The 24,180-nt window shown below is 72.1% G+C and carries 18 protein-coding genes; 14 read left to right on the forward strand and 4 right to left on the reverse strand.

Translation table 11 applies throughout. The features are described from left to right. Positions 1–144: 144 nt before the first annotated feature. A complete protein-coding gene (locus JQX11_RS12680) occupies positions 145–699 on the reverse strand; it encodes a DUF2087 domain-containing protein (RefSeq protein ID WP_204925171.1) in 555 nt (184 codons plus the stop codon). 30 nt (positions 700–729) lie between these two features. Next, on the reverse strand, positions 730–1,059 hold the full coding sequence (locus JQX11_RS12685; RefSeq protein WP_204925172.1) for a DUF6204 family protein: 330 nt from the start codon (positions 1,057–1,059) through the stop codon (positions 730–732). 322 nt (positions 1,060–1,381) lie between these two features. Between JQX11_RS12685 and JQX11_RS12690 the strand changes: the two genes are divergently transcribed. Further along, positions 1,382–2,638 carry an MFS transporter gene (locus tag JQX11_RS12690; protein ID WP_204925173.1) on the forward strand — a complete coding sequence of 419 codons (1,257 nt, stop codon included), beginning with the start codon at positions 1,382–1,384 and terminating at the stop codon, positions 2,636–2,638. A gap of 41 nt (positions 2,639–2,679) precedes the next feature. On the opposite strand, the gene JQX11_RS12695 is transcribed toward JQX11_RS12690, so the two are convergent. Together JQX11_RS12695 and JQX11_RS12700 are read right to left on the reverse strand one after the other, a co-directional pair. Beyond that, positions 2,680–3,513 carry a class I SAM-dependent methyltransferase gene (locus JQX11_RS12695; protein ID WP_204925174.1) on the reverse strand — a complete coding sequence of 278 codons (834 nt, stop codon included), beginning with the start codon at positions 3,511–3,513 and terminating at the stop codon, positions 2,680–2,682. Positions 3,514–3,635: 122 nt separating this feature from the next. After that, complete coding sequence (locus JQX11_RS12700) at positions 3,636–4,619, reverse strand: helix-turn-helix domain-containing protein (protein ID WP_204925175.1); 984 nt, start codon at positions 4,617–4,619, stop codon at positions 3,636–3,638. Between the two features lie 224 nt (positions 4,620–4,843). Between JQX11_RS12700 and JQX11_RS12705 the strand changes: the two genes are divergently transcribed. From JQX11_RS12705 to JQX11_RS12765, 13 genes are all read left to right on the forward strand, one after another. Continuing rightward, positions 4,844–6,700: a RiPP maturation radical SAM C-methyltransferase gene (locus JQX11_RS12705; RefSeq protein ID WP_307826161.1), complete on the forward strand. Its 1,857-nt coding sequence runs from the start codon at positions 4,844–4,846 to the stop codon at positions 6,698–6,700. A gap of 49 nt (positions 6,701–6,749) precedes the next feature. Beyond that, a complete protein-coding gene (botA, locus tag JQX11_RS12710; RefSeq protein ID WP_204925177.1) occupies positions 6,750–6,890 on the forward strand; it encodes a bottromycin family RiPP peptide in 141 nt (46 codons plus the stop codon). A 94-nt stretch (positions 6,891–6,984) separates the two neighbouring features. Further along, positions 6,985–8,118, forward strand: coding sequence for a YcaO-like family protein (locus tag JQX11_RS12715; RefSeq protein ID WP_204925178.1), 1,134 nt, complete (start codon positions 6,985–6,987; stop codon positions 8,116–8,118). Continuing rightward, positions 8,051–9,379 (forward strand): YcaO-like family protein, encoded by a 1,329-nt coding sequence (locus JQX11_RS12720; protein ID WP_204925179.1) that lies wholly within the window; start codon positions 8,051–8,053, stop codon positions 9,377–9,379. Before JQX11_RS12715 ends, JQX11_RS12720 begins: the two co-directional genes overlap by 68 nt. Continuing rightward, the gene (locus tag JQX11_RS12725; RefSeq protein WP_204925180.1) at positions 9,376–11,277 is read left to right on the forward strand and encodes a RiPP maturation radical SAM C-methyltransferase; all 1,902 of its coding nucleotides are present in this window, start codon (positions 9,376–9,378) and stop codon (positions 11,275–11,277) included. The genes JQX11_RS12720 and JQX11_RS12725 overlap by 4 nt, the downstream gene beginning before the upstream one ends. After that, the gene (locus tag JQX11_RS12730) at positions 11,264–12,067 is read left to right on the forward strand and encodes an alpha/beta fold hydrolase (RefSeq protein WP_204925181.1); all 804 of its coding nucleotides are present in this window, start codon (positions 11,264–11,266) and stop codon (positions 12,065–12,067) included. The genes JQX11_RS12725 and JQX11_RS12730 overlap by 14 nt, the downstream gene beginning before the upstream one ends. Continuing rightward, positions 12,064–13,464: an amidohydrolase family protein gene (locus JQX11_RS12735; protein ID WP_204925182.1), complete on the forward strand. Its 1,401-nt coding sequence runs from the start codon at positions 12,064–12,066 to the stop codon at positions 13,462–13,464. The genes JQX11_RS12730 and JQX11_RS12735 overlap by 4 nt, the downstream gene beginning before the upstream one ends. Next, positions 13,454–14,647 (forward strand): cytochrome P450, encoded by a 1,194-nt coding sequence (locus JQX11_RS33385; protein ID WP_204925183.1) that lies wholly within the window; start codon positions 13,454–13,456, stop codon positions 14,645–14,647. The genes JQX11_RS12735 and JQX11_RS33385 overlap by 11 nt, the downstream gene beginning before the upstream one ends. Before the next feature lie 7 nt (positions 14,648–14,654). Then, a complete protein-coding gene (locus tag JQX11_RS12745; protein WP_204925184.1) occupies positions 14,655–16,598 on the forward strand; it encodes a RiPP maturation radical SAM C-methyltransferase in 1,944 nt (647 codons plus the stop codon). Positions 16,599–16,731: 133 nt separating this feature from the next. Then, entirely contained in the window at positions 16,732–17,286 is a 555-nt protein-coding gene (locus JQX11_RS33390) for a DUF2087 domain-containing protein (protein ID WP_204925185.1), read from the forward strand. Between the two features lie 12 nt (positions 17,287–17,298). Next, complete coding sequence (locus JQX11_RS12755; RefSeq protein ID WP_204925186.1) at positions 17,299–18,699, forward strand: leucyl aminopeptidase family protein; 1,401 nt, start codon at positions 17,299–17,301, stop codon at positions 18,697–18,699. A gap of 153 nt (positions 18,700–18,852) precedes the next feature. Beyond that, a complete protein-coding gene (locus tag JQX11_RS12760; RefSeq protein ID WP_372444581.1) occupies positions 18,853–21,831 on the forward strand; it encodes a PQQ-dependent sugar dehydrogenase in 2,979 nt (992 codons plus the stop codon). Between the two features lie 64 nt (positions 21,832–21,895). Beyond that, a complete protein-coding gene (locus tag JQX11_RS12765; RefSeq protein ID WP_204925188.1) occupies positions 21,896–24,001 on the forward strand; it encodes a ThuA domain-containing protein in 2,106 nt (701 codons plus the stop codon). Positions 24,002–24,180: the final 179 nt, after the last annotated feature.

Raw genomic sequence — 24,180 nt, forward strand, 5'->3', positions numbered from 1 at the left:
GCCTCAGCAGGGCTGCGGCGGACGGGAGTGCCGAACGACGACCCCGTCCGCCCGCCGCCCGGTGGACACCGTCATCCCACCGGGCGGCGCCGGTCCGCTCCCTCCCGGGCATCCGGGGCGGTGTGGACAGGGTGACCTCGAACGTCACCGGGTTACCGGCTCCTCTTCGGACACGACCAGCACGTACCAGCCGGCCGACCGGTTCAGCAGTCCGGCGTCGACGAGGAGACGCCGGAGGGTGACCGCGTCGAGCACGCCCTCGGTGCACCACGGCCGCAGGCGGTCGGTCACGACCCGCTCGTCGTACCGCTCGTCGGGGGCGAAGCTCTGCCCCGCCACGTGCCGCAGCACCGTCCGCCGGGCATCGTCCTCCTCCGGCAGCCGGACGACGACGTTGCCCCGGACGAAGCCGCGCAACCCCGGATCCGGCTGATCGGCGACGGCCCGCTCCTCCTGCCGTCGGGCCGCCGTCGCCGCCGCCCCGGCAAGGGTCTCCCCCACCAACGCGAGCCGCCCGGGGCCGTCCATCCGGAGCAACCCGGCCCGCAGGAGCTGTCCGATCGCCGGGGCCGCCTGCTGCCCCGTGAGCCCGGTGGCGGCCAGGATCTCGGTCGAGGTGGCCGCGCCGAGGGTGACGGCGGCGAAGACCTGACGTACGGCGGAGTCGGCGAGCAGCAGTGCAAGCTCTTCAGGGGTCATCGAATTCCCTCCCGGGTGCCGGCCGGCACCTCAGCGGCCCCGGCGACGGAGCATGTCGTCGAGATCGCTGGAGACGGAGTTCAGCTCCGTGCAGCCCGCACCCAACTCCCGTACGGCGGCGGCGGCCGACCGCTCCGCCTTGCCGAAGATCGCGGCCTCACCGTCGTCGGGAGCACCCGAGACCAGACACCGGAAGGTGAACGTGCGCAGTGACCGCTCGTAGGTCACCGTGCCCTCCGACGTGAAGCGGGCGGAGAAGAGGTCGTGGTCGTCGGCCCGGGCGAGCAGCGCGGCGCGTTGCCCGTCGGTGAGCGGGGCGAACTTGCCACGGACGATGACCTTGTAGGTGTTGCTGCTCATGACTGCGGATCTCCCCATCAGAGGGTGGGCCGGTCGACCGGTCGACCGGAGCCGGCCGGCAGGGACGAACGGGGCGCGGACGGTTCCGCCGGTGCCCGACGTCGGCTCCACCGGACCAGCGGCCCGTCCGGGGACAGGCGGTAGACCGGCCGGGTTCGCGTCCCGCCGACCATGCCGGGAGTGCGGGCGCTCCGGCCCCGGATACAGCACCATATCCTAATACGGTGCTGTATCTGAAAGCCCGACGTTACCTCCTGGCAAATCGTGATCTTTCGCGATTTCGGCTGTCGCCGGCGCCCCCGCGTCCCGCAAAATTGGCCAGGTGTTGATTCGGTACCTCCTCTCCCACGCCCTGTCCCTGCTGGGCAACTCCATGGCCGCGATCGCCCTGCCCTGGCTCGTGCTGGTACGCACCGGGGACCCGGCGGCAGCCGGGGTGATCGCGGCGGTGAGCGCACTGCCCATGCTGCTCGCCGCGGTGGCCGGCGGGCTGGTCATCGACCGCTTCGGTCGCCGTCGGACGTCGATCTGGGCCGACCTCGCCTCGGCGGTGGCGGTGGCCGCGCTCCCCGTCGTCGACCAGGTCACGGGGCTCACCGTCGGCTGGTTCGTGGTGCTCGGGGTCGCGGGCGCGCTGCTCGACGTGCCGGGCATGACGGCGCGCGAATCCCTGGTGCCGGACGTCGCGACGGCGGCGGGGGTCGGCCTGGAACGGCTGGCGGGCCTGCGCGAGGGGATCAACGGCGTGGTCCTGGTCGTCGGCCCGGCCGCCGCCGGCGGCCTGCTCATCCTCTTCGACCCCACCACGGTCCTCTGGGTCACCGCGGCGTGTTCGGCGGCGGCGGCCCTGACCACGCTCACCCTCCCGGCCCGGCTGGGTCGGGGCTCGGGTGAGGCGGGCGGCGGGATCCGCACCGAGTTGCTCAAGGGCTTCCGGATCCTCGGCGGCGACCGGGTGCTCGCCGCGATGACCTTCGTGGTGACGATCAGCGTCCTCGTGCTGGCCCCGCTCCAGAACCTCCTGCTCCCCGTGTACCTCGTCGGCCGCGACTCGCCCGGCGGCTTCGGTCTGATGGTGGCCTTCCTCGCCGTGGGGGGCATCGGTGGGTCGATCGTGTACTCGATCGCCGGGGCGGGTCTGTCCCGGCGTACGGTCTTCGTCGTCGCACAACTGCTCACCGCGGCGGGCACCGTGGGTCTGGCCCTGCTACCACCGGTCCCCGTGCTGCTCGCCGCCGCCGCGCTCGCCGGCTTCGGTGCAGGGCCCATGCAGGCCCTGGCCCTGGTGTTGGTCACCGAACGCATCCCGGAGCGTTACCGGGGCCGGGTCCTGGGCCTCCAGAACGCCGCCACGACCACCGCGGTTCCGGTCGGTACGCTGGTCGCCGGCCTGCTGATCAACGGGATCGGCCTGCGTGAGACGGGTGTCCTGCTCGCCGTGGCCTGGGGGGTGGTCGCCGCCTTCGCCCTGCTGGTGCCGGCGCTGCGCCGGCTGGAGCCGCCGGACGACGCACGGCAGACGGCGGACTCTGCCGTCGACCGGGAACCGACGGTGGAGAGCGCGTCGTCGGTCGACTGACGCGCGCTGCCGGCCCCGGGCAGGGGCCGGCAGCGCGCCGGTCAGGGGAAGGCGAAGCGCGAGAGGTGTCCGACACCGCGCGAGACCGGCAGCTTCGCCAGCACCTTGGTGTCGAGCAGCAGTCGCAGCCGCAGGCCCAGAGGTAGCCGTCGGTGGTCGTCCGGGTCGGCGGTGTCGTACGCCCTGACCGACTCGACCAACCGCAGGCCCGGGACGTCCTGCGGCACCTCGCGCGGGTCGTCGATGCCCCAGCGCATCTGCGCGCCGGTCTGTCGCATCACCGGTAACGGTCCGCTCAGGCGCACGGTGGCCCGGGAGTACGAGTCGAAGGCGATCTCGCCGCCGAGTGGGAACCGGGCCACGATGGTGCGCAGCATCCGCGGGCCGTCCTCGGCGCCGAGGTACATGGCCAGCCCTTCACCGAGCACCAGCACCGGCCGGTCGGTCGGGATCTCCGTCAGCCAGCTCTCCTCGACCACCGAGGCGCCGAGGGTGCGGCAGCCCGGACGCGCGGGATAGAGCTCGTCCCGCAGGGCGATGACCTCGGGTTGGTCGATGTCGAACCACCGCACCCCGGGACCGGGGGCGAGCCGTTGCGCCCGCCCGTCGAGGCCGCAGCCCAGATGCAGCACGGTGGCCTCGGGGTGGGCGTCGAGGAACCGCCGGGTCCAGCGGTCGAAGAACCGGGTGCGGAGGGCGACACCGACAGCGGTCGCCGGTTGGATCTGCAACTTCGCGAAGTCGTAGTCCAGCCTGTCGAGGATCCCGGCGGCGGTGTGGTCACCGAGCATCGGGTGCGGTGAGCGGGCGTCGACGGCCCGCGCGCAGAGGGTGGCGAGCGTCGTCTCCGCCGCTCCGGTCAGCGATACCTTCATTCCACATCCCCAGTCGGGTGGACGCGGGTCCCATGGCACGGGTGGACGGTGCGGCGGGGGGCCGGCAGTGGCGGCGCACCCGGTGTGGATCTCCGGCCGCAGGTCGATGCTATCGATGCCGGCTACGGCAGGCAAGGCGGCGCTGACTTTCCGTCACCGCCCTCCGTCCTGTGTGGATCCGTTCGCCACATCCGACCGGCCTGGTGGGGCCCCCCGACACACCGGCGGACCAGGAGCCTGAGTTCCGCGGTGCCGGGATGGTCGCGGACACCCGGTGCGGTCAGCCACCGGTCGGCCAGGACCGGCCACGGGGCGCACGGGGGGATGACCTGGTGACGGAAGCGTCGGCGTCGGGCCAGCCAGCGGGCCACCGCCCGCGCCTCCGCCCCGGGGCAATCGGCGCGGAGCACGTGCAGCGTCCCGTCCGGTACCGCCGCCTCCACCTCGGCCAGGAACGGGATCAGCCGCCGGGTCGGGCCCGACGCACCGCCCGCCGGGCCCGACCCGGCGACGCTGTGCAGCGTCGGCGGGGCCGTCGCTGCGGCCGGGGCGGCGACGCCCGTGGCGTCGGGATGACCCACGGAGAGCACGAGGGTGCTCTCCCGACCCGCCAGGTGTACGCCGACCACGCCCCGCACGGCGGCCACGAACCTCGAATCGGTCACCAGCCGCCACGCGCGCACCCGGTCCGCCCCCAGGCCGTACTCGCGCCAGATGCGCGAGACCGTGGTCTGCGAGACACCCGTGGCGGCCGCCAGTGCGCGGGTGGTCCAGCGGTCGCCGGTGGGCGGCGGCAGGTCGAGGGTGGCGACCACCACCCGGTGTACGAGATCGGCGCCGATCGTGCGCGGGGCACCCCGGCGTGGCTCGTCGGCGAGGCCGGCGAGCCGGTGGACGGCGAACCGGTTGCGCCACTTGCGGACGGTCTCCCGGCAGACCCCGAGTCGTTGGGCCACCTCGGCGGTGGTGTCCCCGGTGGCGCAGGCGAGGACGATGCGGGCGCGTAGCGCGAACGCGGATGTCCCGGCCGGAGTCCGGGCCAACTGCTCCAGCGCGACGCGCTCTTCGATGGAAATGTGGTGGTCGTCGTCGGCGACAAAGGTCATGGAACATCCCGCCAACGAACTTGAAACTCATCGGCTGAATCTCCGCACGTCGAACGTGGTTCTGGGGATGAATGATCACCGAAAGGGGCTTGACGGACGCGCTGCGCAGTAGTGAACATGAGTCCAGAATGACACATCGATCGAGGTGGTGATCGGTCATCAAACCACGCAGAGTCTCACTTGTATCAATGCCGTGGAACAGCGCGACACGACCGTCCATTCAGGTGGGAATTCTACGTTCGGTGGCCGAGGCCGAGGGCTGGCAGGTCGACTCCCATTACGCCTACCTCGACTTCTATTCAATGGCTCCGCAGATTCTCGGGCTGTCCGACGACGACTGGGCCCAGGCGTACGAACTCATCGCCGAGCGGCTCTACCATCTGTCGGTCGGCGACTGGATCTTCAGCCGACGCGGTGCCGCGCCCGAGGAGCGGGCGGCCTACGTCGACCTGCTGCGCTCCAAGCGGGTCGACGAGACCAGCATCGGGGTGATCGACGCGCTGCGGGCGGTGGCCGACCGGCACGTCGCCGCCACGACCGAACGGCTGCTCGCCGCCGAGCCGCAGGTCATCGGGTTCACCAGCATGTTCAGCCAGAACGGTGCGACCCTGGCGGTGGCCGAACGACTCCGCGAGGCGGGCTACACCGGGACGATCGTGTTGGGCGGCAGCAACTGCGAGGGCTCGATGGGCCGCGCGCTGCTGGCCAACTTCCCGGCCCTGGACGCCGTGGTCGACGGGCCGGGCGAGGAAGCGCTCGCCGCCCTGCTCGCTCAGGTGGCGGCAGATCAGCCGGTGCGCTCGGCAGGCCGCCTGGTGGCGCGTGGGGAGGGCACCGCCCAGGTCGCCGAACTGGTCCCCGCCGACCGGTTGACCGTTCCCATGCCCAACTACGACGGATTCTTCGAGCAGTTGTCGACGGCCGGTCTCGACCGGCTGGAACCGGATGTTTCATTGCCGGTGGAATTCTCACGCGGCTGCTGGTGGGGTGCCAAGACACACTGCACCTTCTGTGGCCTGAACGGGGCCACGATGCGCTACCGCAGCAAGCACCCCGACTCGGTGGCCGGCGAACTCCGACACCTGATGGACCGGTACGGCGTGCTCGACTTCTTCGCGGTGGACAACATTCTCGACCTCGGCTATCTGGATACCGCCCTACCGGCGGTCGAAGAACTGCGGTCGGACCATTCCCTGTTCTTCGAGGTGAAGGCCAACATGGAGTGGGCGGACATCCGCCGGATGCGTCGGGCCGGGGTGCGTTCGGTGCAGCCGGGCATCGAGAGCCTGAGCACCGAGGGGCTGCGGGCACTCCGCAAGGGTGCCACCGCATTCCTGAACGTCCGGTTCCTGCTCGGCTGTGCCGAGTACGGGGTGCGGGCGGACTGGAACATCCTCACCGGCTATCCCGGGGAGGCCCCGGCGTCCATTCTGGCCCAGATCGATCTGGTCGCCTCCCTGTCACACCTGGTACCGCCGCACGTCACCCTGATCCGCTTCGACCGCTTCAGTCCCTACGTGGAGTCCCCGGCCGAGTACGGGCTCACGTTGACCAAACCGTTCCCCGGCTACCGCTTCGCCTACCCGGCGCTGTCCGAGTCGGACCTGTGGAACATCGCCTACCACTTCGAGGGTGAGTTCACCGACGACCCCCGCAACGTCGAGTTGCGCCGCCGGTTGGCCGCACGCATCCGGCTCTGGCGCAGCCGTCACGGGGAGGCGTCCTTCACCTACCGGCTCGGCTTCGCCAGCGTCGTGCTCGACGACCGGCGGCCCGGCCTGCCACCGCAGCGGGTCACCCTGAACGGGGACGCGGCCCGACTGTTCCGTGCGGTGATCGGGGGCACCCGGTTCCGGGATCTCCAGGCCCAGGGGTGGGACGGGCCACGCTGGGACGCCGCGCTCGCTCTGCTGCAGTCCTGGCAGCGGCGGCGCTGGGTGTTCATCGAGGGCACCAAGGTGATCGCCCTGGCGGTGCGCTGGCGACCCTCGGCCTACCGCACGCCGCCGGCCAAGGGCACGCCGAAGCGAGTCCGGACCCAGGTCCCGCTCACCCTCTCCAGCCCCGCCACGCGTCGCTGACGTGGTGGCGGTGGACCACCGTCCGTACGACGCCCAGAAGGGAGGAAACATGGGACCGGTTGTCGTGTTCGACTGCATGACCGCAGATTTCCTGAACGACGACCCCAACAACGCCGAGCTGAGCGAGCTGGAACTGCACGAGCTCGAGACGTGGGGGGCCTGGTCGGACGAGGCCGAGCCGACCACGTGAGTCGGCCGGCGTGAGCCGCCCAGCGGACGCGTCCTGACCTGACCGGCGGGACGCGACCAGTCGACGGGCGAGCGGGTCCGGGAGGAGGGTGATGATGACCGTGACAGCGGTGGTGACGTGCGTGTTGCGCAGGGTCGAGTACCAGGCGTTCCCTGCGGAGCAGACGATCACCGTCCGGTGTACGGCCGTCGCCGACACGGCGGTGGCCCAAGGCTACGGCACTGCCGTCACCGAAGCCGTCGCACGGCGTAAGGCGTTGTCCGAAGCCGTCGAACGCATGCTCGCGTGTACTCCCTTCGCCCTGCTCGCCCGCCCGTCGACCAGCCGGGCCACCGCAGCCGACGCGCGGTCCGGCCCCGACGGTGCGCGTACGGTCCCACCGGGATGCCGGCTGCGCCGTTACCGGGCGCTCGACGGTGGATCGGACCTGGCGGTCCCGCTCTTCTGGTCCGCACCGTGGGTGGCGGGCACGGAGTTGGCCGAGGGGACCCTCACCCCGCCCGTGGCGCGGCTGTCCAGCACGATCGGCTGGGCGGTGGCGCCGACGCCCGCCGCCGCGCTGCGGGGGGCGGTGCTGGAACTGACCGAACTCCTCGACCACGGCGCCTTCCTCTACCGGTCACTCGCCGTCGCCCCGGCCGGCCGGTCCGGTACGGCGGCGACTGACCGGGCCGAGGTGGAGACGATCCCCCTCTCCTTCGTCGGTGGTACCCCGGTGGTGCTGGTCGTGGCCCGAGCCGGCCGGCGGATGCCCGCGACGGGTCTGGGCGCGGCGCAGACCGTCGCCGCCGCCACCGAGCGCGCTCTGCTGGAACTGGCACAGGCCGACACCATGTGGCGGGCCAACGAGACGGCGGTACCGGCCGAGCGGTACTTCCTGCGTCGCTTCGAACGCTGGCCCCTGCTGCTACGGTGCGCCACCCTCGACTTCGAACCGGTCCCGGCCCCCGTCCCCGGCCGGGCTCCCCAAGCACCCGAGCGGGAGTTGGCGGCCGCCGGTGTGCGGGTCTGGGCCGACACCGGGGAGCTGGAGGTCAGCGCGCCCGAACTACCGACCACCCGGCTGCACTTCGCGCACGCCGTCTCCCGACCACAGCCGCTCCTGGGCCTCGTCCGCGCGGGCGTTCCCGTCTTCGACATGGGAGAAGTGAGGAAGATCCTTGACGACCGAGTACGCAGACAACGACCTCTTGACCGCCGTCCTGCAGGGCGGGGCACAACGCGATGACGTCCCACCGGAACGGGAGACGCCGATCGGCACCGCCCTCACCGCCGTGCGCGACTGGCTGACCGCCGAGCGGCTCACACCCGACATCCGCAGGTACGGCCCGGACACCGCGCCCACCTACGAGGTACGCCTGCACGACGCCGACGGCGTGCTCTGTTCCCGCAGCTCCGGCAAGGGCCTCGGCCACCGGAGCCTGGCGAGCGCCCTGTTCGAGAGCGCCGAGCACTACCACCTGGACTGGCGGCGCGACGCGGGCGCCGGCTGGAGTGGCTTCATGTCCGGCCGGGCGGTGGCCGGGCAACCCACCGCGCGCCGTTCGGCGCTGCTGCGGCGGCTGGGTGGGATCATGCCGGACGCCTCGGTCTTCACCCGCGACTACGTTCCGGTCGCCACCGCCCTCGGGCAGGACGGCGGCAGCTCCCACCGCCAGCCGGTGTTCCTCCGTGACGGGGGCTACCAGAACTGGCCGCATCCGCAGGACGACGGAGCCTTCCGTCCGCTGTGGCACTACACGTCGAGCGCCGGCTACGCCGCCGGTACCACTCTCCACGAGGCGTTGGTCCATGCGATCAACGAGGTCATCGAGCGGGACGCGTGGTCCTGTCAACTCGCCCGCAGCTACTTCGGCATGGGTGAGCCCGGCCTGGTGGTGGTCGACCCGGCGACGCTCACGACGGAGCTGCGGGCCCTGGCCGACGACGTGGAGGAGCTGACCGGCGCGCCGATCCTCATCGTGTCGATCGCCTGCGACACCGGGGTGCCCGCCTACGTGGTCTGCGACGGCAGCGCCGACGAGATGATCCGTCTCATCGGCAGCGGCGCCTCGCCGGTGCGCGCCTACGCCCTCCAACGCGCGTTGCTGGAGTATCTCCAGGTACGCACCATGTTCCAGCACGGGCCGGTGAACGCCGACACCGAGGCGGGGCAGATCACCACCGCGCTGGCCCGCTATCCCCGGCACCTGGCCGCCGCCCGCTTCGACGTCCGCACGTTGCCCCGACGTACCGAGCCCTTCCGTCCCGAGGACGGGTTGCCCGTCGAGGCCACGCCCGAGCAACTGCTCCGCCATCTGGTCGATCAGCTGGCCGCGGTCGGGGTGCACGCCTACCACCGGGTGCTCACCCGACCAGGGTCCATCACCGTGGTCGACGTGGTGGCCCCGGGGCTCGAACTGCTGGACAAGGCACGTGCGGGTTACCCGGTGCTGCCGACCGGTCGGCTCGGTGCGGCGATGGCCGGGCAGGGAGGCGCACGGCCATGAGACTCGTCCTCGTCGCGCCCCCGTGGAACAGCCTCTACCGGCCGTCCATCCAGGTCGCCTCGCTGATCGCGTTGGCCGCCAAATCCGGGGGTGGTCCCGTGACCGCCGAGTACATCTACCTGGACTGGTTCGAGTTCGCCGTCAAGGAGCTGGACTGCGAGCCGGCACGGTTCGCCGCCGTCTACGACACCATCGGCGAGGAACTCTACGGCCTCGGCGTGGGTGACTGGATCTTCGGGCGCGGCCTGCCCGCGGCGCGCGACGAGGACGAGGAGGCCGCCCGTGCCGAGTACGCCGGGTTCCTACGCGCCCGCGGTGTTTCCGCCGAGTTGGTGGACCTCGTGCTGGCGATGCGCGCCAGCGCGCCCCGGTTCGTCGCCGACACCGCCGACCGGCTCCTGGACACCGGCGCCCAGGGATTCGGATTCACCACCTCGTTCAGCCAACTGGTGCCCGCCCTGGCGGTCGGCCGGGCCATCAAGGACCGGGCCCCCGACCGGCTGGTCTTCCTCGGCGGTGCCAACTGCGACCGGCCGATGGGTGAGGCGGTCATGCGCGCCTACCCGTTCGTGGACCTGGTCGTGCAGGGTGAGGGGGAGGCCGCGGTCGCCGCGCTGTGCGCGGCCGAGGACCCGACCGTGCCGATCTCGGCGCCGGGGGTGGTGACCCGCGCCGGCACCCGGCTGGTGGTCAGCACGCCGGTGGTGCAGTCGGTCGACGCCGTGCCGGTGCCCCGCTACGACGACTACTTCCGCCGGCTGGCGGAGCTTCCCTGCAGCGAGCTGATCCGTCCCCACGTGGCGCTGCCGTTCCAGATGTCGCGCGGCTGCTGGTGGGGCGAGAAGATGCACTGCACGTTCTGTGGCGAGAACGGCAGCGGCATGCCGTACCGCAGCAAGCCGGGCCGGCAGCTGGTGCACACCCTGCGCGAGCTGACCGAGCGGCAGGGGGTGCTCGACACGTACGCGGTGGACACCATCCTCGCCAAGGACGACAACGGACTGGTCGAGCTGGCCGAGGCCGAGGTGGACGTGACCACCTTCTTCGAGGTCAAGGCGAACCTGGGACCCAGGGCGCTCGGGCAGCTCCGGGCGGCCGGGGTGATGACCGTGCAGCCGGGCATCGAGAGCCTCAGCACCGGGTCGCTGAAGCTGCTCCGCAAGGGTGCCACCGCCTTCCACAACCTGCGTTTCCTGGTGCTCTGCCGCGAGCTGGGTATCGAGGTCGGCTGGAACCTGCTCTCCGCGATGCCCGGGGAGCAGGCGGAGATGCTGGAGGAACAGCTTCGGCTGATCCCCTTCCTGTCGCACCTGGACCCGCCGTCCACGGTGAGCAAGGTCCGCGTCGACCGCTACAGCCCCTACTTCGAGAGGCCGGACGAGTTCGGGATCGAGCTGCGCGGGCCCGAGGCGAAGTACCGATTCGTCCACCCGGGCGAGGACGTGGACCGGGCGACGCTCGCCTACTCGTTCGACCACGACGAGCCGGACGCCACCGACGGCGCGCTGCTGCTGACCCTGCGCCGGCGGCTGGGCGCCCGGGTCGGGCTGTGGAAGAAACTGCACCCGCAGAGCCGCTTCACCTACCGCCTCGGCCCCACCGTCACCGCGGTCCACGACCACCGTCCGCACGTCGGACGGGGCCGGGAGGTGCTGCGGGGCTGGGAGAACGTGCTGTTCCGTGGGCTGACGCACGGGGGTCGGATCACCGGGTCGGTGGCGGCGGCCGTCGAGGCGGGTGCCACACCGGAGCAGGCCCACGGGAAGCTGACCGAGTGGTCCGCCCGCGGCTGGGTGTTCCTGGAGGCACCGCAGGGTCTGGTGCTGGCCGTACACGACAGCGGGCGCGACGAGCTGGGCCGGGCGATGGCCTTGGGAGGGCGTAGTGCAGCAGCGTGACCTGGAACCGTTCGAGACCACCTCCGCCGACGGCGCCCGGTTGCACGGCATGCGCAGGCCGGGGACGGGGACGCCGGTGGTGCTGGTGCACGGGGTGGCGATGGACCGGCGGATCTGGGCCGACTCGGGGTTCCTCGACGCTGTGCCCGACGCCGACCTGCTCGCCCTCGACCTGCGGGGGCGGGGGGCCAGCGAACGCGTCGGCCTGCCGCAACGGCACGGTATCGACAGGCACGTCGAGGACGTCCGGGCGGTGATGGACCTATTCGGGCACCCCGAGTACACGGTGTTCGGTGTCTACTTCGGCGGGCGGACGGCCCTGCGGGTCGCCGCCGACGATTCGAGGGTCACCCGGGCGTACTCCTTCTGCGCGCACGCCGAGGAGGTGGAACTCCCCGACGACGCGGTCGAGCAGGAGGCGGCGGCGATCGAGGCCCCCGACGGACACCGCTACCTGACCGACCACTTCCACCGGGTCGGCGCGCCGGACTGGATGGTCGACGCGTGCCGTCGGGTCGACCTGCCGGAGCTGGCGGCGGTCACCCGCGGCCTGTGGCACGGCTCGGCCCGCGCCGTCCAGCGGCGGAACCCCGGCCAGGATCTCGTGCTCATCACCGCCGAGGGCGACCCCGAACGGGACGTCTTCACCGCGGGTGAGCGCCGCCTCGGTGCCCGGATCTGGTTGGTCGACAGCCCCACCCGGGTACGGGCGGCCCACCGCCTCGCCGAGGTGGGAGCGCGCGTGGCGACCGAGGCCGCCGGGCAGGCCGCTGGTACGGGTGCCCGATGACGCCCAGCCAGGACGCGCAGTGGCGGCTGCGGGTCGGCCTGCTCCCCGCGGGCGATCCGCAGGCCGACGCGCTGCGGGCCCTCGCGACCCGGCCCCGCGACCACCGCATTCCCGCCGTCGCGCCGGTGGGGCCGGACACCGGCCGCCCCGGACCGGTACGGGATCTGGTGGTCGAGGACGGAGTCCTGGCGCACGGGCCGCCCGGTGACGGACCGGCCCGGTGGTACGCCCTGCCGGGATTCGTGGACGCGCACGCGCACGTGTCGTCGTCCGGCGACCTGGTCGGTCTGCTCACCCACGGCGTGACGTCGTACCGCCAGATGTGGGGCGAGCCCGCGCACCGCTACGCGGCGGGCGTGCACCGGGCCCGGACCGCCGTGGTGCCCCGTGCCTGGGTCAGCACGGCCGTGGTCGACGGCCCGACCACCCGGGTGCCGGGCGGGGCGATGGTGGTGGACGACCGGCACTCGGCCGACCACGTGCTCAACGAGGCGCTCGGCTTCGGCTTCGACGGCATCAAGGTCTACGACGACATGGAACCTGCCTGGTTCACGGCGATCACCGCCGCCGCCGACCGGGTGGGTCTCCCGGTGGTCGGACACGCCCCCGAACGGGTGCCGATCGCCGAGGCGCAGGCCGCGATGTGGTCCACCGAGCATCTCTACGGTCTGGTGCCCAACATCTTCCGGCTTCCCGGTGACCGGCGGTGGCAGGTCCTTTCCGCCGCTCTCGACCGGGTGGAGGCGGAGGGCGCCGCCCGGGTCGAGGGGTACGCCGGACGTTTCGTCTGTCCCACCCTGGTCACCTGGCGGGCGTTGACCGGCGAGCGGCGGTGGACGCGTCCCTCGCCCACCGCCCTGGCGCTGGCCGACGCGGGTCGGACGCAGGCCTGGACCGCGGCCGCCCGCGCGGCCATCGGTCTCGACCGCGCCGCGGCAGCCGAGCGTGGGGCGCTGGTGGACCGGCTCGGTGACCTGGTCCGTGCCGTCGCCGACGCGGGGGCACGCGTGCTGGTCGGCACCGACTGCGGCAACCCGTTCGTGGTGGCGGGTCCGTCGTTCCACAAGGAACTGGCCGAGTTGTCCCGCGCGGGGATCCCCTTCGCCGCGGTGCTGCAGGCGGCCACCGGGGCGGCCCACGCCGCGATGCGCCGGGGCCCGGCCGCGACCACCGAGGCTGATCTGGTGCTCTACCGGCGGCTGCCGACCACGGTGGCCGACCTGGCCCGTCCCGACGCCGTCCTGGTCGACGGCGTCCTGCTCGACGCCGGGGATCTCGACGAACTCTGGTCCCTGCGACTGACCACCGCCGGGCTCAACGCCGGGGTCTGGCCCCGGGGCGGGCTGGACCCGGTGCCCGCCCTACCACGGGAGAAGGAGAGATCTGGTGCAGGCTGACAGGTGCCCGGTCACCGGGGCCACCGCCGCGACGGCGGGGGAATCGGTCGACTTCGACTTCTTCGCCGCGCCGCAGGCGTACCGGCGCGTCGCGGCGGAACACGCCCGCGACGGCGCGTTCCACAGCTCGCACGGCGGCAGCTTCTGGGCCCTGTCCACCTACGAGGGGATCTGCGCCGCGTTCCGCGACGAGGACACCTTCAGCGTGTCCCGGGTCAGCGCCGCCGAGGGTGCCGAGGACGAACGCTGGATCCCCCTGACGATCCAGGGTCGTGCCCACAACGAGTGGCGGCGGCACCTGGCGGCCTGGTTCACCCCGCAACGGGCCCGGGATCTGACCCCCGTGATCCGGGCGAACGCGCGGCGGCGCATCGGGGCGTTCGTCGACCGGGGCGAGGTTTCCTTCTCCGACGAGTTCGCCCGCCCGTACGTACTGGAGAATCTGATGCTGGCGGTCGGGTGGCCGCGGGCGGACCTCGATCACCTGCTCGCCATCAACGTGGCGATGATCCGGTCCCGGGAGGCGCCGGACCCACGTCAGGCGTTCAACGCCGAGACCGCGTTCCCCGCGCTCCAGGAGTACGTGCGGCGGCACGTGGCGCGGCGTCGTGCGGAGCCGGTCGAGGCAGACCTGACCACTGCCACCTTCGGTTGGGACATCGACGGTTCCCCGGTCAGCGACGCCGACCGGGAATCCCTGCTCACGGTCCTCTTCCTGGCCGGGGTCGACTCCACCGTCAACCACATGGCCAACGGCATCCAGCATCTCGCCCACCACCCGGGGGACCGGCACCGGTTCCTGCGCGAGCCGCAGATCCGGCCGGCTGCGGTGGAGGAGTTCCTCAGGGTGAACTCCTGCATGTATCCCGGTCGGCTGGCCACCCGGGAGGGTGCGGGTGGGGTGGCGTCCCGGGGGGACACGGTGCTGCTGCCGCTGGCCCTGGCGAACTACGACCCGGCGGTCTTCCCGGATCCGGAGCGGGTCGACTTCGACCGGACGCAGAATCCCCACATCGCCTTCGGTACCGGTCACCACCAGTGTCTCGGTGCCGCCTACGCCCGCGCGCAGATCCTCACCGCCTGGGAGGAGTGGCACGAGATGATCCCCGACTACCGGCTGCCCGAGCCGACGGTGGAACCCCCCTTCCTCCGTAACGTCTACGACCTGCGCATCATCTGGTGACGACGTGATGAGCGACGCTGGCCGCGCGGCACTCGTCTCGATGCCCTGGAACAACGTCCACCGTCCGTCGATCCAGATCGGCACCCTGCGGGCGGTGGCCGAGGCGGAGGGCTGGGAGGTGGTTTCCGACTACGCGTACCTCAGCTTCTACGCCCTGGCCGGACGGATGCTCGGGCTGTCCCCGGACGACTGGGCGGCGGCCTACACGCGGGTCGCCGAGGGCCTCTACCACCTGTCGGTCGGCGACTGGGTGTACGCCCGGCGGGCGGCCGGCGACGCCGAGCGCGCCGCCTACTACACGCTGCTGCGGGAGCGGGGGATCACCGACCGGGAGATCGCGCTGGTCGACGCGTTGCGCGCGGTCGCCGACCGGCACGTGGTCGAGACCGCCGAGGGGCTGCTCCGGGCCGCGCCGCAGGTCATCGGGTTCACCACGACGTTCAGCCAGAACGGTCCGACGCTCGCGGTCGCGGAACGGCTCCGTGCGCAGGGGTACACCGGGACCATCGTGCTCGGCGGCAGCAACTGCGAAGGGCCGATGGGCCGTACCCTGCTGGCGAAGTTCCCGGCGGTCGACGCCGTGGTGGACGGGCCGGGCGAGGACGCCTTCGTCGCGTTGCTGCGGCAGGTCGCGGCGGGTGGCCCGCTCGCGGCGACCGGTCGCCTGGTGGTACGCGGGCAGGACGCCGCGTCCACGTCCCGGGCGCTGCCGGCCCGGCGCAGCACCGCGCAGCTCGTGGTGCCCCGGCCCAACTACGACGGCTTCTTCGAGCAGCTGCGGGAGGTCGGCCTGCGTGCTCTGGAGCCCGACATCACGCTTCCGGTGGAGTTCTCCCGGGGCTGCTGGTGGGGGGCGAAGACGCACTGCACGTTCTGCGGGCTCAACGGTGCCACCATGGAGTTCCGCAGCAAGCACCCGGATTCGGTGGCCGAGGAACTGCACCATCTGATGGACCGGTACGGGGTGCTCGACTTCTTCGCCGTGGACAACATCCTCGACCTGGGCTACCTGGAGACGGCGCTGCCCCGGGTGGAGCAGATGCGCACGGACCACTCGCTCTTCTTCGAGGTGAAGGCGAACATGGACTGGGCGCAGATCCGGGCGATCCGGCGGGCCGGGGTGCGTTCGGTCCAGCCCGGGATCGAAAGCCTCAGCACCGAGGGACTGCGGGCGTTGAAGAAGGGCGCCACCGCGATGCAGAACGTCCGGTTCCTGCTGGGCTGCGCGGAGTTCGGGGTGCTGCCGGTGTGGAACATTCTCACCGGGTACCCCGGGGAGACCCCCGCGTCCCTGCTGTCCCAGCTCAACCTCGTGGCTTCGCTGACCCACCTGGAACCGCCCGACGCGGACATCCTCGCCGTGCACTTCGACCGGTTCAGCCCGTACGTGGAACGGCCCGGGTCGTTCGGGTTGACCCTGTCGCGGCCCTTCCCCGGTTACCGGTTCGCCTATCCGGGGCTCTCCGACGAGGAGCTGTGGGACATCGCGTACCACTTCGAGGGTGACTTCCACGACGACGCGCGCAACGAGGAGCTGCGCCACCGGTTGGCCGCCCGGGTGCGGCTGTGGAAGGCGCACCGGCACACCGCCCGTTTCACCTACCGGCTCGGCTTCAGCTCGGTCGTCCTCGACGAGCAGCGGCCGGGTCTGCCGGCGGGTCAGACGGTCCTCACCGGTGACGAGGCCCGGCTGTTCCGTGCCCTGATCGGGGGTACCCGCTTCCGCGACCTGCAGGCCCGGCACTGGTCCGGCACACGCTGGGAGCCGACACTGGAGTTGCTGCACGCCTGGCAGCGCCGACGTTGGGTGTTCATCGAGGGGGCCAAGGTGATCGCCCTGGCGGTGCGGCACCGTCCTTCGGCGTACCGCACACCACCGGCGCAGAGCACTCCCCGCCGGGCCCGGACGCAGGCGCCCGTCGGGTTGGAGACGCCGACGGTCCGGGGTTGAGTCGACGGCCGTGGCACCGGCGGTTCGGCCGGTGTGACGGGGTGCGACTGCTAGGTTATCGACAGTGGACAGATTCGGGAGAGGTCCGGTCGTGGTGACCGGTCCGCCCGACGACACAGAGGTGAGGTGTCCGGTGCCCCCGGCCGACGAAGAGCCGCAGACCGACTCCGCTGACCGTCCGCCGTCCTGCGGGGACATCGTCGGCCTGCTGGCCGAGCCGGCCCGGCGGTCGGCGTTCGCCGCGCTCGTGCTCGGGGCGCGCACCGTGGGGTCGGTGTCCGAGCAGACCGGGCTCACCCCCAAGGCCACCGCGGGCGCCCTGCGCCGGCTGGTGGACGGCAGGATCGTCGCCGAGGACCGGGCCACCAACACGTACGCCCTGGTGGACGACGCCTTCCGCCGTGCGGTCCAGGCCGAGGTCCGGGTTGCCGGCCGCAGTGGCGGGGACGGCGCGGGAGCCTACTTCCGTCGTGGCCGCATCACCGCCATTCCCGCAGACGCCGAGGTGCGGGCCCGGGTGCTGGCCGTGGTGGTCGACACCTTCTCCCCCGGGGAGGTCTATCCCGAGGCCCGGGTCAACGCCCTGTGCGGCGAGTGGTTCGACGACTGGGTGGCCCTGCGTCGTGCCCTGGTGGACGAGGGGCTGCTCACGCGCAACCAGGCCGGCACCGCCTACGAGCGCGCCTGACCCGTGCCGGGCGTGAGCGTGACCCCGGTCGCCGACGCCCGGCCCGCCGACGTGGTGGCCCTGCCCTGGCACCACGGCACCCGCCCGGGGACGTTCGCCCTCCGTCGCGGGTTCACCGGCCGCGCCGGTCAGGTCGTCGCCGAACCGGGCCCGGACGGTCGGACGGTGCTGCTCAACGTCGGTCTGGGCCCCGCCGGGGCAGCGACCCCGGCGACCTTCCGCCGGGCGGCGGCCGCTGCCGTCCGGGCCGCCGGCCCGGCCCGTACCCTGCGGCTGGACCTCGCCGAGACGACGGAGGGCCCGATGTCCGCGGGTGCCCGTGCCCGCGCGGTGGCCGAGGGTGCGGTGCTGGCCGCCTACCGCTACGACCGCCACCGCCGCGGTGCTGCTCCGCCCCTGGGTGAGATCACCGTCCGCACCGCGCACCCCGGTGCGGTGGCCGAGGGCGTCGCGGTCGCCGACGCCGTCTGCCTCGCGCGGGATCTGGTGAACAGCCCCGGCGGCGAACTGGGTCCGACGGAGTTCGGTCGGCGGGTCGCCGGCCTCGCCGGTGGTGCGCTGTCCTGCGTCGTGCACCGTGGCGAGGCACTGCACACCCTGGGCATGGCGGGCCTGCTGGCGGTGGCCCGAGGTTCGGCCGAGCCGCCGTGTCTGGTGGAACTCCGGTACGACCCTCCGACGCCCGGACGAAGCGTCACCCTGGTGGGCAAGGGGATCACCTTCGACTCGGGCGGGCTCTGCCTGAAGAGCCCACCCGAGATGCGGGCGATGAAGGCCGACATGGGCGGGGCCGCAGCCGTCGTCGGTGCGGTCTGCGCCGTGGCCGCCCTGCGCCTGCCGGTGGGGCTGCGGGCGCTGCTCCCGCTCGCCGAGAACATGCCCGGCCCGGCGGCCCTGCGTCCGGGGGACGTCGTCCGGCACGCCGACGGGACGACCACGGAGGTCCTGAACACCGACAACGAGGGCCGGGTGGTGCTGGCCGACGCTCTGCTGCTGGCCCGCGACCCTGCCCCGGACGTCCTGATCGACGTGGCGACCCTGACGGCGGCGGTGCCGCACGTGCTCGGGGCCCGCGCGGCGGCCTACTTCACCCGGGACGATTCGCTGGCCGCCGAGGTGTCGGCCGCCGCCGCCCGGTCCGACGAGCTGTTCTGGCGTCTCCCGCTGTGGGAGTCCGAGCGGCGTCACCTCAGATCGTCGGTGGCGGACCGGGCGAACGCCGCCTACCGTCCTGGCGACGCGATCCAGGCGGCGCTCTTCCTCCGGGAGTTCGTGGGGCCACGGCTCCCCTGGGTCCACGTCGACCTCGGGGCAGCCGCGTTCAACGACGAGGCCCCCTACGACGAGATCCCGCACGGGGGCACGGGCTTCGGCGTACGGACCCTGGTGGAGTTTCTGCGCGGTCCGCGGTAGGGGCCCCGTCCCCGGTCGGTGTTGTTCGCCCACCGGTCGGCCCGGCACGAGGGGCGCCGGGCATCCGGCGCGACGGCGCGGGCTTTTTGCGGTTCGAGCGAAAGTCGGTCGTGATTCGACAGAAGGCATGGACAGCGGAATCGAAACAGCTTAATGTCTTCGCCATCACGCAAGTGTTTCAGCGAGGTGAACCGGCGGCGCGGTGATCCATCGACCCCCTCCCCCGCTACGGCATCCGGCGCGACGGCGCGCGCCCGCCCTGGCATTCGAACGTCAGGAAGGGACGGACAGCCAGTGTCCTCACACGATGGCGCGTTCGGCCGGCGAACGGCGTCGGTCAGCTCCGCACTGCTCCTGGTCGCCGCCGCCGGGCTGATCGCCCTCGGCAGCCCGGCCCCCGCCCAGGCCCACACCATCAACCCCACCGACTTCCAGCAGGTCACCCTGGCCAAGGGGGAGCCCGAGGTCGGCGAGCCCATGACCATCGCGGTGCTGCCCGACCGGTCGGTGCTGCACACCGCCCGCAACGGCACGCTTCGGCGCACCGACGCCGCCGGCACCACCACCGTGGTGGGCACGATCCCCGTCTACACCCACGACGAGGAGGGCCTGCAGGGCGTCGGGGTGGACCCGAACTTCACCACCAACCGGCACGTCTACCTGTACTACGCCCCGCCGCTGTCCACCCCCGCCGGGGACGCCCCGGCCACCGGCACGGACTTCTCCGCCTGGCAGGGCGTGAACCGGCTGTCCCGGTTCACCCTCAACGCCAACTGGACGCTGAACACGTCCAGCCAGGTCACCATCCTGGACGTGCCGGCCGACCGGGGCATCTGCTGCCACGTCGGCGGGGACATCGACTTCGACGCGGCCGGGAACCTGTACCTGTCGACCGGCGACGACAGCAACCCGTTCGACTCCGCCGGGTACGCGCCGATCGACGAGCGGACCAACCGCAACCCCGCGTACGACGCGCAGCGCAGCGCGGCCAACAGCAACGACCTGCGCGGCAAGATCCTGCGGATCAGGGTGAACGCGGACGGCAGCTACTCGATCCCGGCCGGGAACATGTTCGCCCCGGGCACCGCGCGGACCCGTCCGGAGATCTACGCGATGGGGTTCCGCAACCCGTTCCGAATGAGCGTGGACAGGGCCACCGGGGTCGTCTACGTCGGCGACTACGGCCCGGACGCCGGCACCACCGGCACGCGCGGCCCCAGTGGGCAGGTCGAGTTCAACCGGGTGACCGGGCCGGGCAACTACGGCTGGCCGTACTGCACCGGCACGAACACCGCCGCCGAGACGTACGCGGAGTGGGACTTCGCCGCCGGCACCGCAGGGGCGAAGTACAACTGCGCCGGTGGGCCGACGAACAACTCGTTCCGCAACACCGGCCTGCCCACCCTGCCCGCGGCGCAGCCGGCCTGGATCCGGTACGCCGGTGACGCCGGCACCCCGCCGGAGTTCGGCGGCGGCTCCGAGTCACCGATGGCCGGCCCGGTCTACCGCTACAGCGCCTCGAACCCGTCCACCACGAAGTTCCCGCAGTCCTTCGACGGCCAGTTCTTCGCCACCGAGCTGGGCCGGGGCTGGATCAAACCGATCCACGTCAACGCCGACGGCTCCCGGGGTGCCATCGACGCGTCGTTTCCCTGGAACGGCAAGCAGGTGATGGACTCCGCGTTCGGCCCGGACGGCGCGCTGTACGTCCTCGACTACGGCACCGGCTACTTCAACGGTGACGCCAACTCGGCGCTGTACCGGTACGACTACGTCGGCGGTGGCAACCGCGCGCCGACCGCCGTCGCCGCCGCCGACCGCACCTCCGGGGCGGCCCCGCTGACGGTGGCCTTCTCGTCGGCGGGGTCGTCGGACCCGGAGGGTGGGGCGCTGACCTACTCGTGGGCGTTCGGTGACGGCACCACCTCCACGGCGGCCAACCCCAGCAAGACGTTCACCGCCAACGGCACCTACAACGTCACCCTGACCGTCCGCGACCCGCAGGGCGCGACCGGCACGGCCAGCGTGCAGATCGGCGTCGGCAACACCGCCCCGACGGTCACCATCACCGGCCCGGCGAACGGTTCGCTGTTCTCCTACGGCGACACGGTGCCGTTCAGCATCACCGTCACCGATCCCGAGGACGGCACCATCGACTGCACCAGGGTCAGGATGACCTACGTGCTCGGCCACGACCAGCACGGTCACCAGATCACCGCAAAGAACGGCTGCTCCGGCACGATCACCATCCCGGTCGACGGCGAGCACGACGACGCGGCGAACATCTTCGCGGTCTTCGACGCCGAGTACACCGACGCCGGTGGGCTGACCACCCACCGGCAGCACACCCTCCAACCGCGCAAGCGCCAGGCCGAGCACTTCAAGACCTCGTCCGGGATCACCGTCTACGACAAGACCCCCGCCGAGGGCGGCAAGACCGTCGGCAGCATCGACAACGGCGACTGGATCGCGTTCGAGCCGTACCGGCTGGACAAGGCCACCTCGTTCAGCGCCCGGGTCTCCTCCAACGGTGTCGGCGGCACCCTCCAGGTGCGGACGGGTTCACCCACCGGCACCGTGCTGGGCCAGGCGACCGTCCCGGTCACCGGCGGCTGGGAGACCTTCACCACCGTCACCGGCACCCTCTCCGGCGCGCCGGCCAGCACCGGCACGCTCTACCTCACCTTCGCCGGGGGCACCGGGGCGCTGTTCGACCTCGACACGTTCACGTTCGTCACCGGCGGCACCGCCGGTACCGGGCCGATCGTCGGGCTCGGCGGCAAGTGCCTCGACGTCCGCAACGCCGCCACCGCCGACGGCACCCAGATCCAGATCTACACCTGCAACGGCACCGCCGCCCAGACCTGGACGGTCACCCCGAACAGCACCGTGAAAGCGCTGGGTAAGTGCCTGGACGTCTCCGGTGGCGGTACCGCCGACGGCACGAAGATCCAACTCTGGACCTGCAACGGCACCGCCGCCCAGAACTGGTCCGCCCAGACCGACGGCACCCTGCGCAACCCCCAGTCGAACAAGTGCCTCGACGTGTCCGACAACAGCGCCACCGACGGCCAGGCCGTCCACCTCTGGACCTGCCTGGCCGCCGCCAACCAGAAGTGGACCCTGCCGTAACCCGCCCGCCGGGGCACCCTCGGGGTGCCCCGGCACCACCCTCCACCCCGTCCGGGAGAGTGACATGCGCAGACTCCTTCGATCCGTCCTCGGCGCGGTGACCGCCGCCGCCGCGGTGCTTGCCGTCCCGACGCCGGCCGGTGCGGCCGACGCCCCGTACGACGTGCTGGTGTTCTCCAAGACCGCCGGGTTCCGGCACGACTCGATCGCTGTCGGTATCCAGGCGATCCGGGAACTCGGCACCGCGAACGGTTTCACCGTGACCGCGACCGAGGACGCGTCCCGGTTCACCACCGCGAACCTGGCCCAGTACGAGGCGGTGGTCTTCCTCAACACCACAGGCGACGTCCTGGACGCCGCACAGCAGTCCGCCTTCGAGTCGTACGTCAACGGCGGCGGCGGGTACGTCGGCGTCCACGCCGCCGCCGACACCGAATACGGCTGGTCGTACTACGGCAGCCTGGTGGGGGGCTACTTCGCCTCACACCCGGCCATCCAGCAGGCGACCATCCGCGTCGAGAACCGGGCGCACCCGGCCACCGGACACCTGCCGCAGACCTGGACCCGCACCGACGAGTGGTACAACTACCAGACCAACCCGCGCTCGGGCGCCCGGGTCCTCGTCACCCTGGACGAGTCGTCGTACTCGGGTGGGTCGATGGGCGGTGACCATCCGATCTCCTGGTGCAAGACGGTCAACTCCGGCCGGTCGTTCTACACCGGCCTGGGGCACACCCAGGGGTCGTACACGGAGGCCGCGTTCCGCAGCCACCTGCTCGGCGGCATCCGCTACGCGGCGGGTCGGGCGAAGGCCGACTGCCGCCCGGAGACCGGCTACGTCACCCTCTACAACGGGTCCACCACCGGCTGGTCGCAGGCCGGTCCGGGCAGCTTCGGCAACGCCGACGCCACCCTCACCTCCGTCGGCGGCATGGGCCTGTACTGGTACAGCGCCAGGCAGTTCACCAACTACTCGCTGAAGCTGGACTGGCGGATGGCCGGCGACGACAACTCGGGCGTCTTCATCGGCTTCCCGCCGTCGACCGACCCCTGGTCGGCGGTGGACAACGGGTACGAGATCCAGATCGACGCCACCGACGCCGCCGACCGCACCACCGGCGCGGTCTACACCTTCCAGTCCGCCGACCTGGCCGCCCGGGACGCCGCCCTGAACCCGCAGGGAGAGTGGAACACCTACGAGTTGCTGGTCGAGGGGGAACGGCTCCAGGTCCTCCTCAACGGGCGGAAGATCAACGACTTCACCAACACCGACCCGGCCCGCTCGCTCGCCGGACACATCGGGCTCCAGAACCACGGTACGGGCGACGACGTGTCGTTCCGCAACGTCCGGATCAAGGAGCTGGGCGGCACCCCGGGCGGCACCACCACGGTGCAGGCCGAGGCGTTCGGCTCGGCCAACGGGGTCAGCGCGTTCACCAAGGCCGGGGCCAACGGCGGGCAGACCCTCGGCTACGTCGACCCGGGCGACTGGGCCGCGTACCCGGGTCTCGACCTGACCGGGGTCACCTCGCTGCGGGCCCGGGTGGTCTCCGGTGGAGCGGGCGGCACCATCGGCATCAGGACCGGCTCGGCCACCGGCCCGCTGCTCGGCCAGGTGGCGGTGCCCAACACCGGAAGCTGGACCACGTACGCCGACGTCAGCACCACCCTGGCCGGGGTGCCCACCGGTACGCAGACCGTGTACCTGACCTTCACCGGCTCCGGGACCGGTCTGTTCGACGTGGACGACTTCACCCTGGTCCGGGGCGGCGGCACCCCCGGCACCCCGGGTACCGGGCCGATCGTCGGGCTCGGCGGCAAGTGCCTGGACGTCCGCAACGCGGCGACCGCCGACGGCACGCAGATCCAGATCTGGACCTGCAACGGCAGTGCCGCACAGACCTGGACGGTCACCCCGAACAGCACCGTCAAGGCGCTGGGCAAGTGCCTGGACGTCTCCGGTGGCGGCTCCGCCGACGGCACGAAGATCCAACTCTGGACCTGCAACGGCACCGCCGCCCAGAACTGGTCCGCCCAGACCGACGGCACCCTGCGCAACCCCCAGTCGAACAAGTGCCTCGACGTGTCGAACAACAGCGCCACCGACGGCCAGGCCGTCCACCTCTGGACCTGCCTGTCCGCCGCCAACCAGAAGTGGACCCTGCCGTGACCCGGTAGGCGGCCACCCGTGCCCCCGCTGCCGGTCCGGCAGCGGGGGCACGTCGGGCACCATGCTTGTCACCCGCGAGAGCTACCCGCAGGTGTCCACCGCACGGTGACGATTCCCGGCCCGCCGATCCCTAGCGTTCCAGGTGGCCCGCGGCACCTCGGCCGCCCACCTCGCAAAGG

The organism is Micromonospora humida (genome assembly GCF_016901255.1).
In the GTDB taxonomy this organism is placed as follows: domain Bacteria; phylum Actinomycetota; class Actinomycetes; order Mycobacteriales; family Micromonosporaceae; genus Micromonospora; species Micromonospora wenchangensis.

Bases quoted from the DNA above. Each gene is read 5' to 3' on its own strand.
- JQX11_RS12765 (WP_204925188.1), top strand. From the start codon at position 21,896: ATGCGCAGACTCCTTCGATCCGTCCTCGGCGCGGTGACCGCCGCCGCC.
- botA (WP_204925177.1), top strand. From the start codon at position 6,750: ATGGGACCGGTTGTCGTGTTCGACTGCATGACCGCAGATTTCCTGAAC.
- JQX11_RS12715 (WP_204925178.1), top strand. From the start codon at position 6,985: ATGACCGTGACAGCGGTGGTGACGTGCGTGTTGCGCAGGGTCGAGTAC.
- JQX11_RS12760 (WP_372444581.1), top strand. From the start codon at position 18,853: ATGTCTTCGCCATCACGCAAGTGTTTCAGCGAGGTGAACCGGCGGCGC.
- JQX11_RS12695 (WP_204925174.1), bottom strand. From the start codon at position 3,513: ATGAAGGTATCGCTGACCGGAGCGGCGGAGACGACGCTCGCCACCCTC.
- JQX11_RS12700 (WP_204925175.1), bottom strand. From the start codon at position 4,619: ATGACCTTTGTCGCCGACGACGACCACCACATTTCCATCGAAGAGCGC.
- JQX11_RS12745 (WP_204925184.1), top strand. From the start codon at position 14,655: ATGAGCGACGCTGGCCGCGCGGCACTCGTCTCGATGCCCTGGAACAAC.
- JQX11_RS12680 (WP_204925171.1), bottom strand. From the start codon at position 699: ATGACCCCTGAAGAGCTTGCACTGCTGCTCGCCGACTCCGCCGTACGT.
- JQX11_RS12685 (WP_204925172.1), bottom strand. From the start codon at position 1,059: ATGAGCAGCAACACCTACAAGGTCATCGTCCGTGGCAAGTTCGCCCCG.
- JQX11_RS12725 (WP_204925180.1), top strand. From the start codon at position 9,376: ATGAGACTCGTCCTCGTCGCGCCCCCGTGGAACAGCCTCTACCGGCCG.
- JQX11_RS12735 (WP_204925182.1), top strand. From the start codon at position 12,064: ATGACGCCCAGCCAGGACGCGCAGTGGCGGCTGCGGGTCGGCCTGCTC.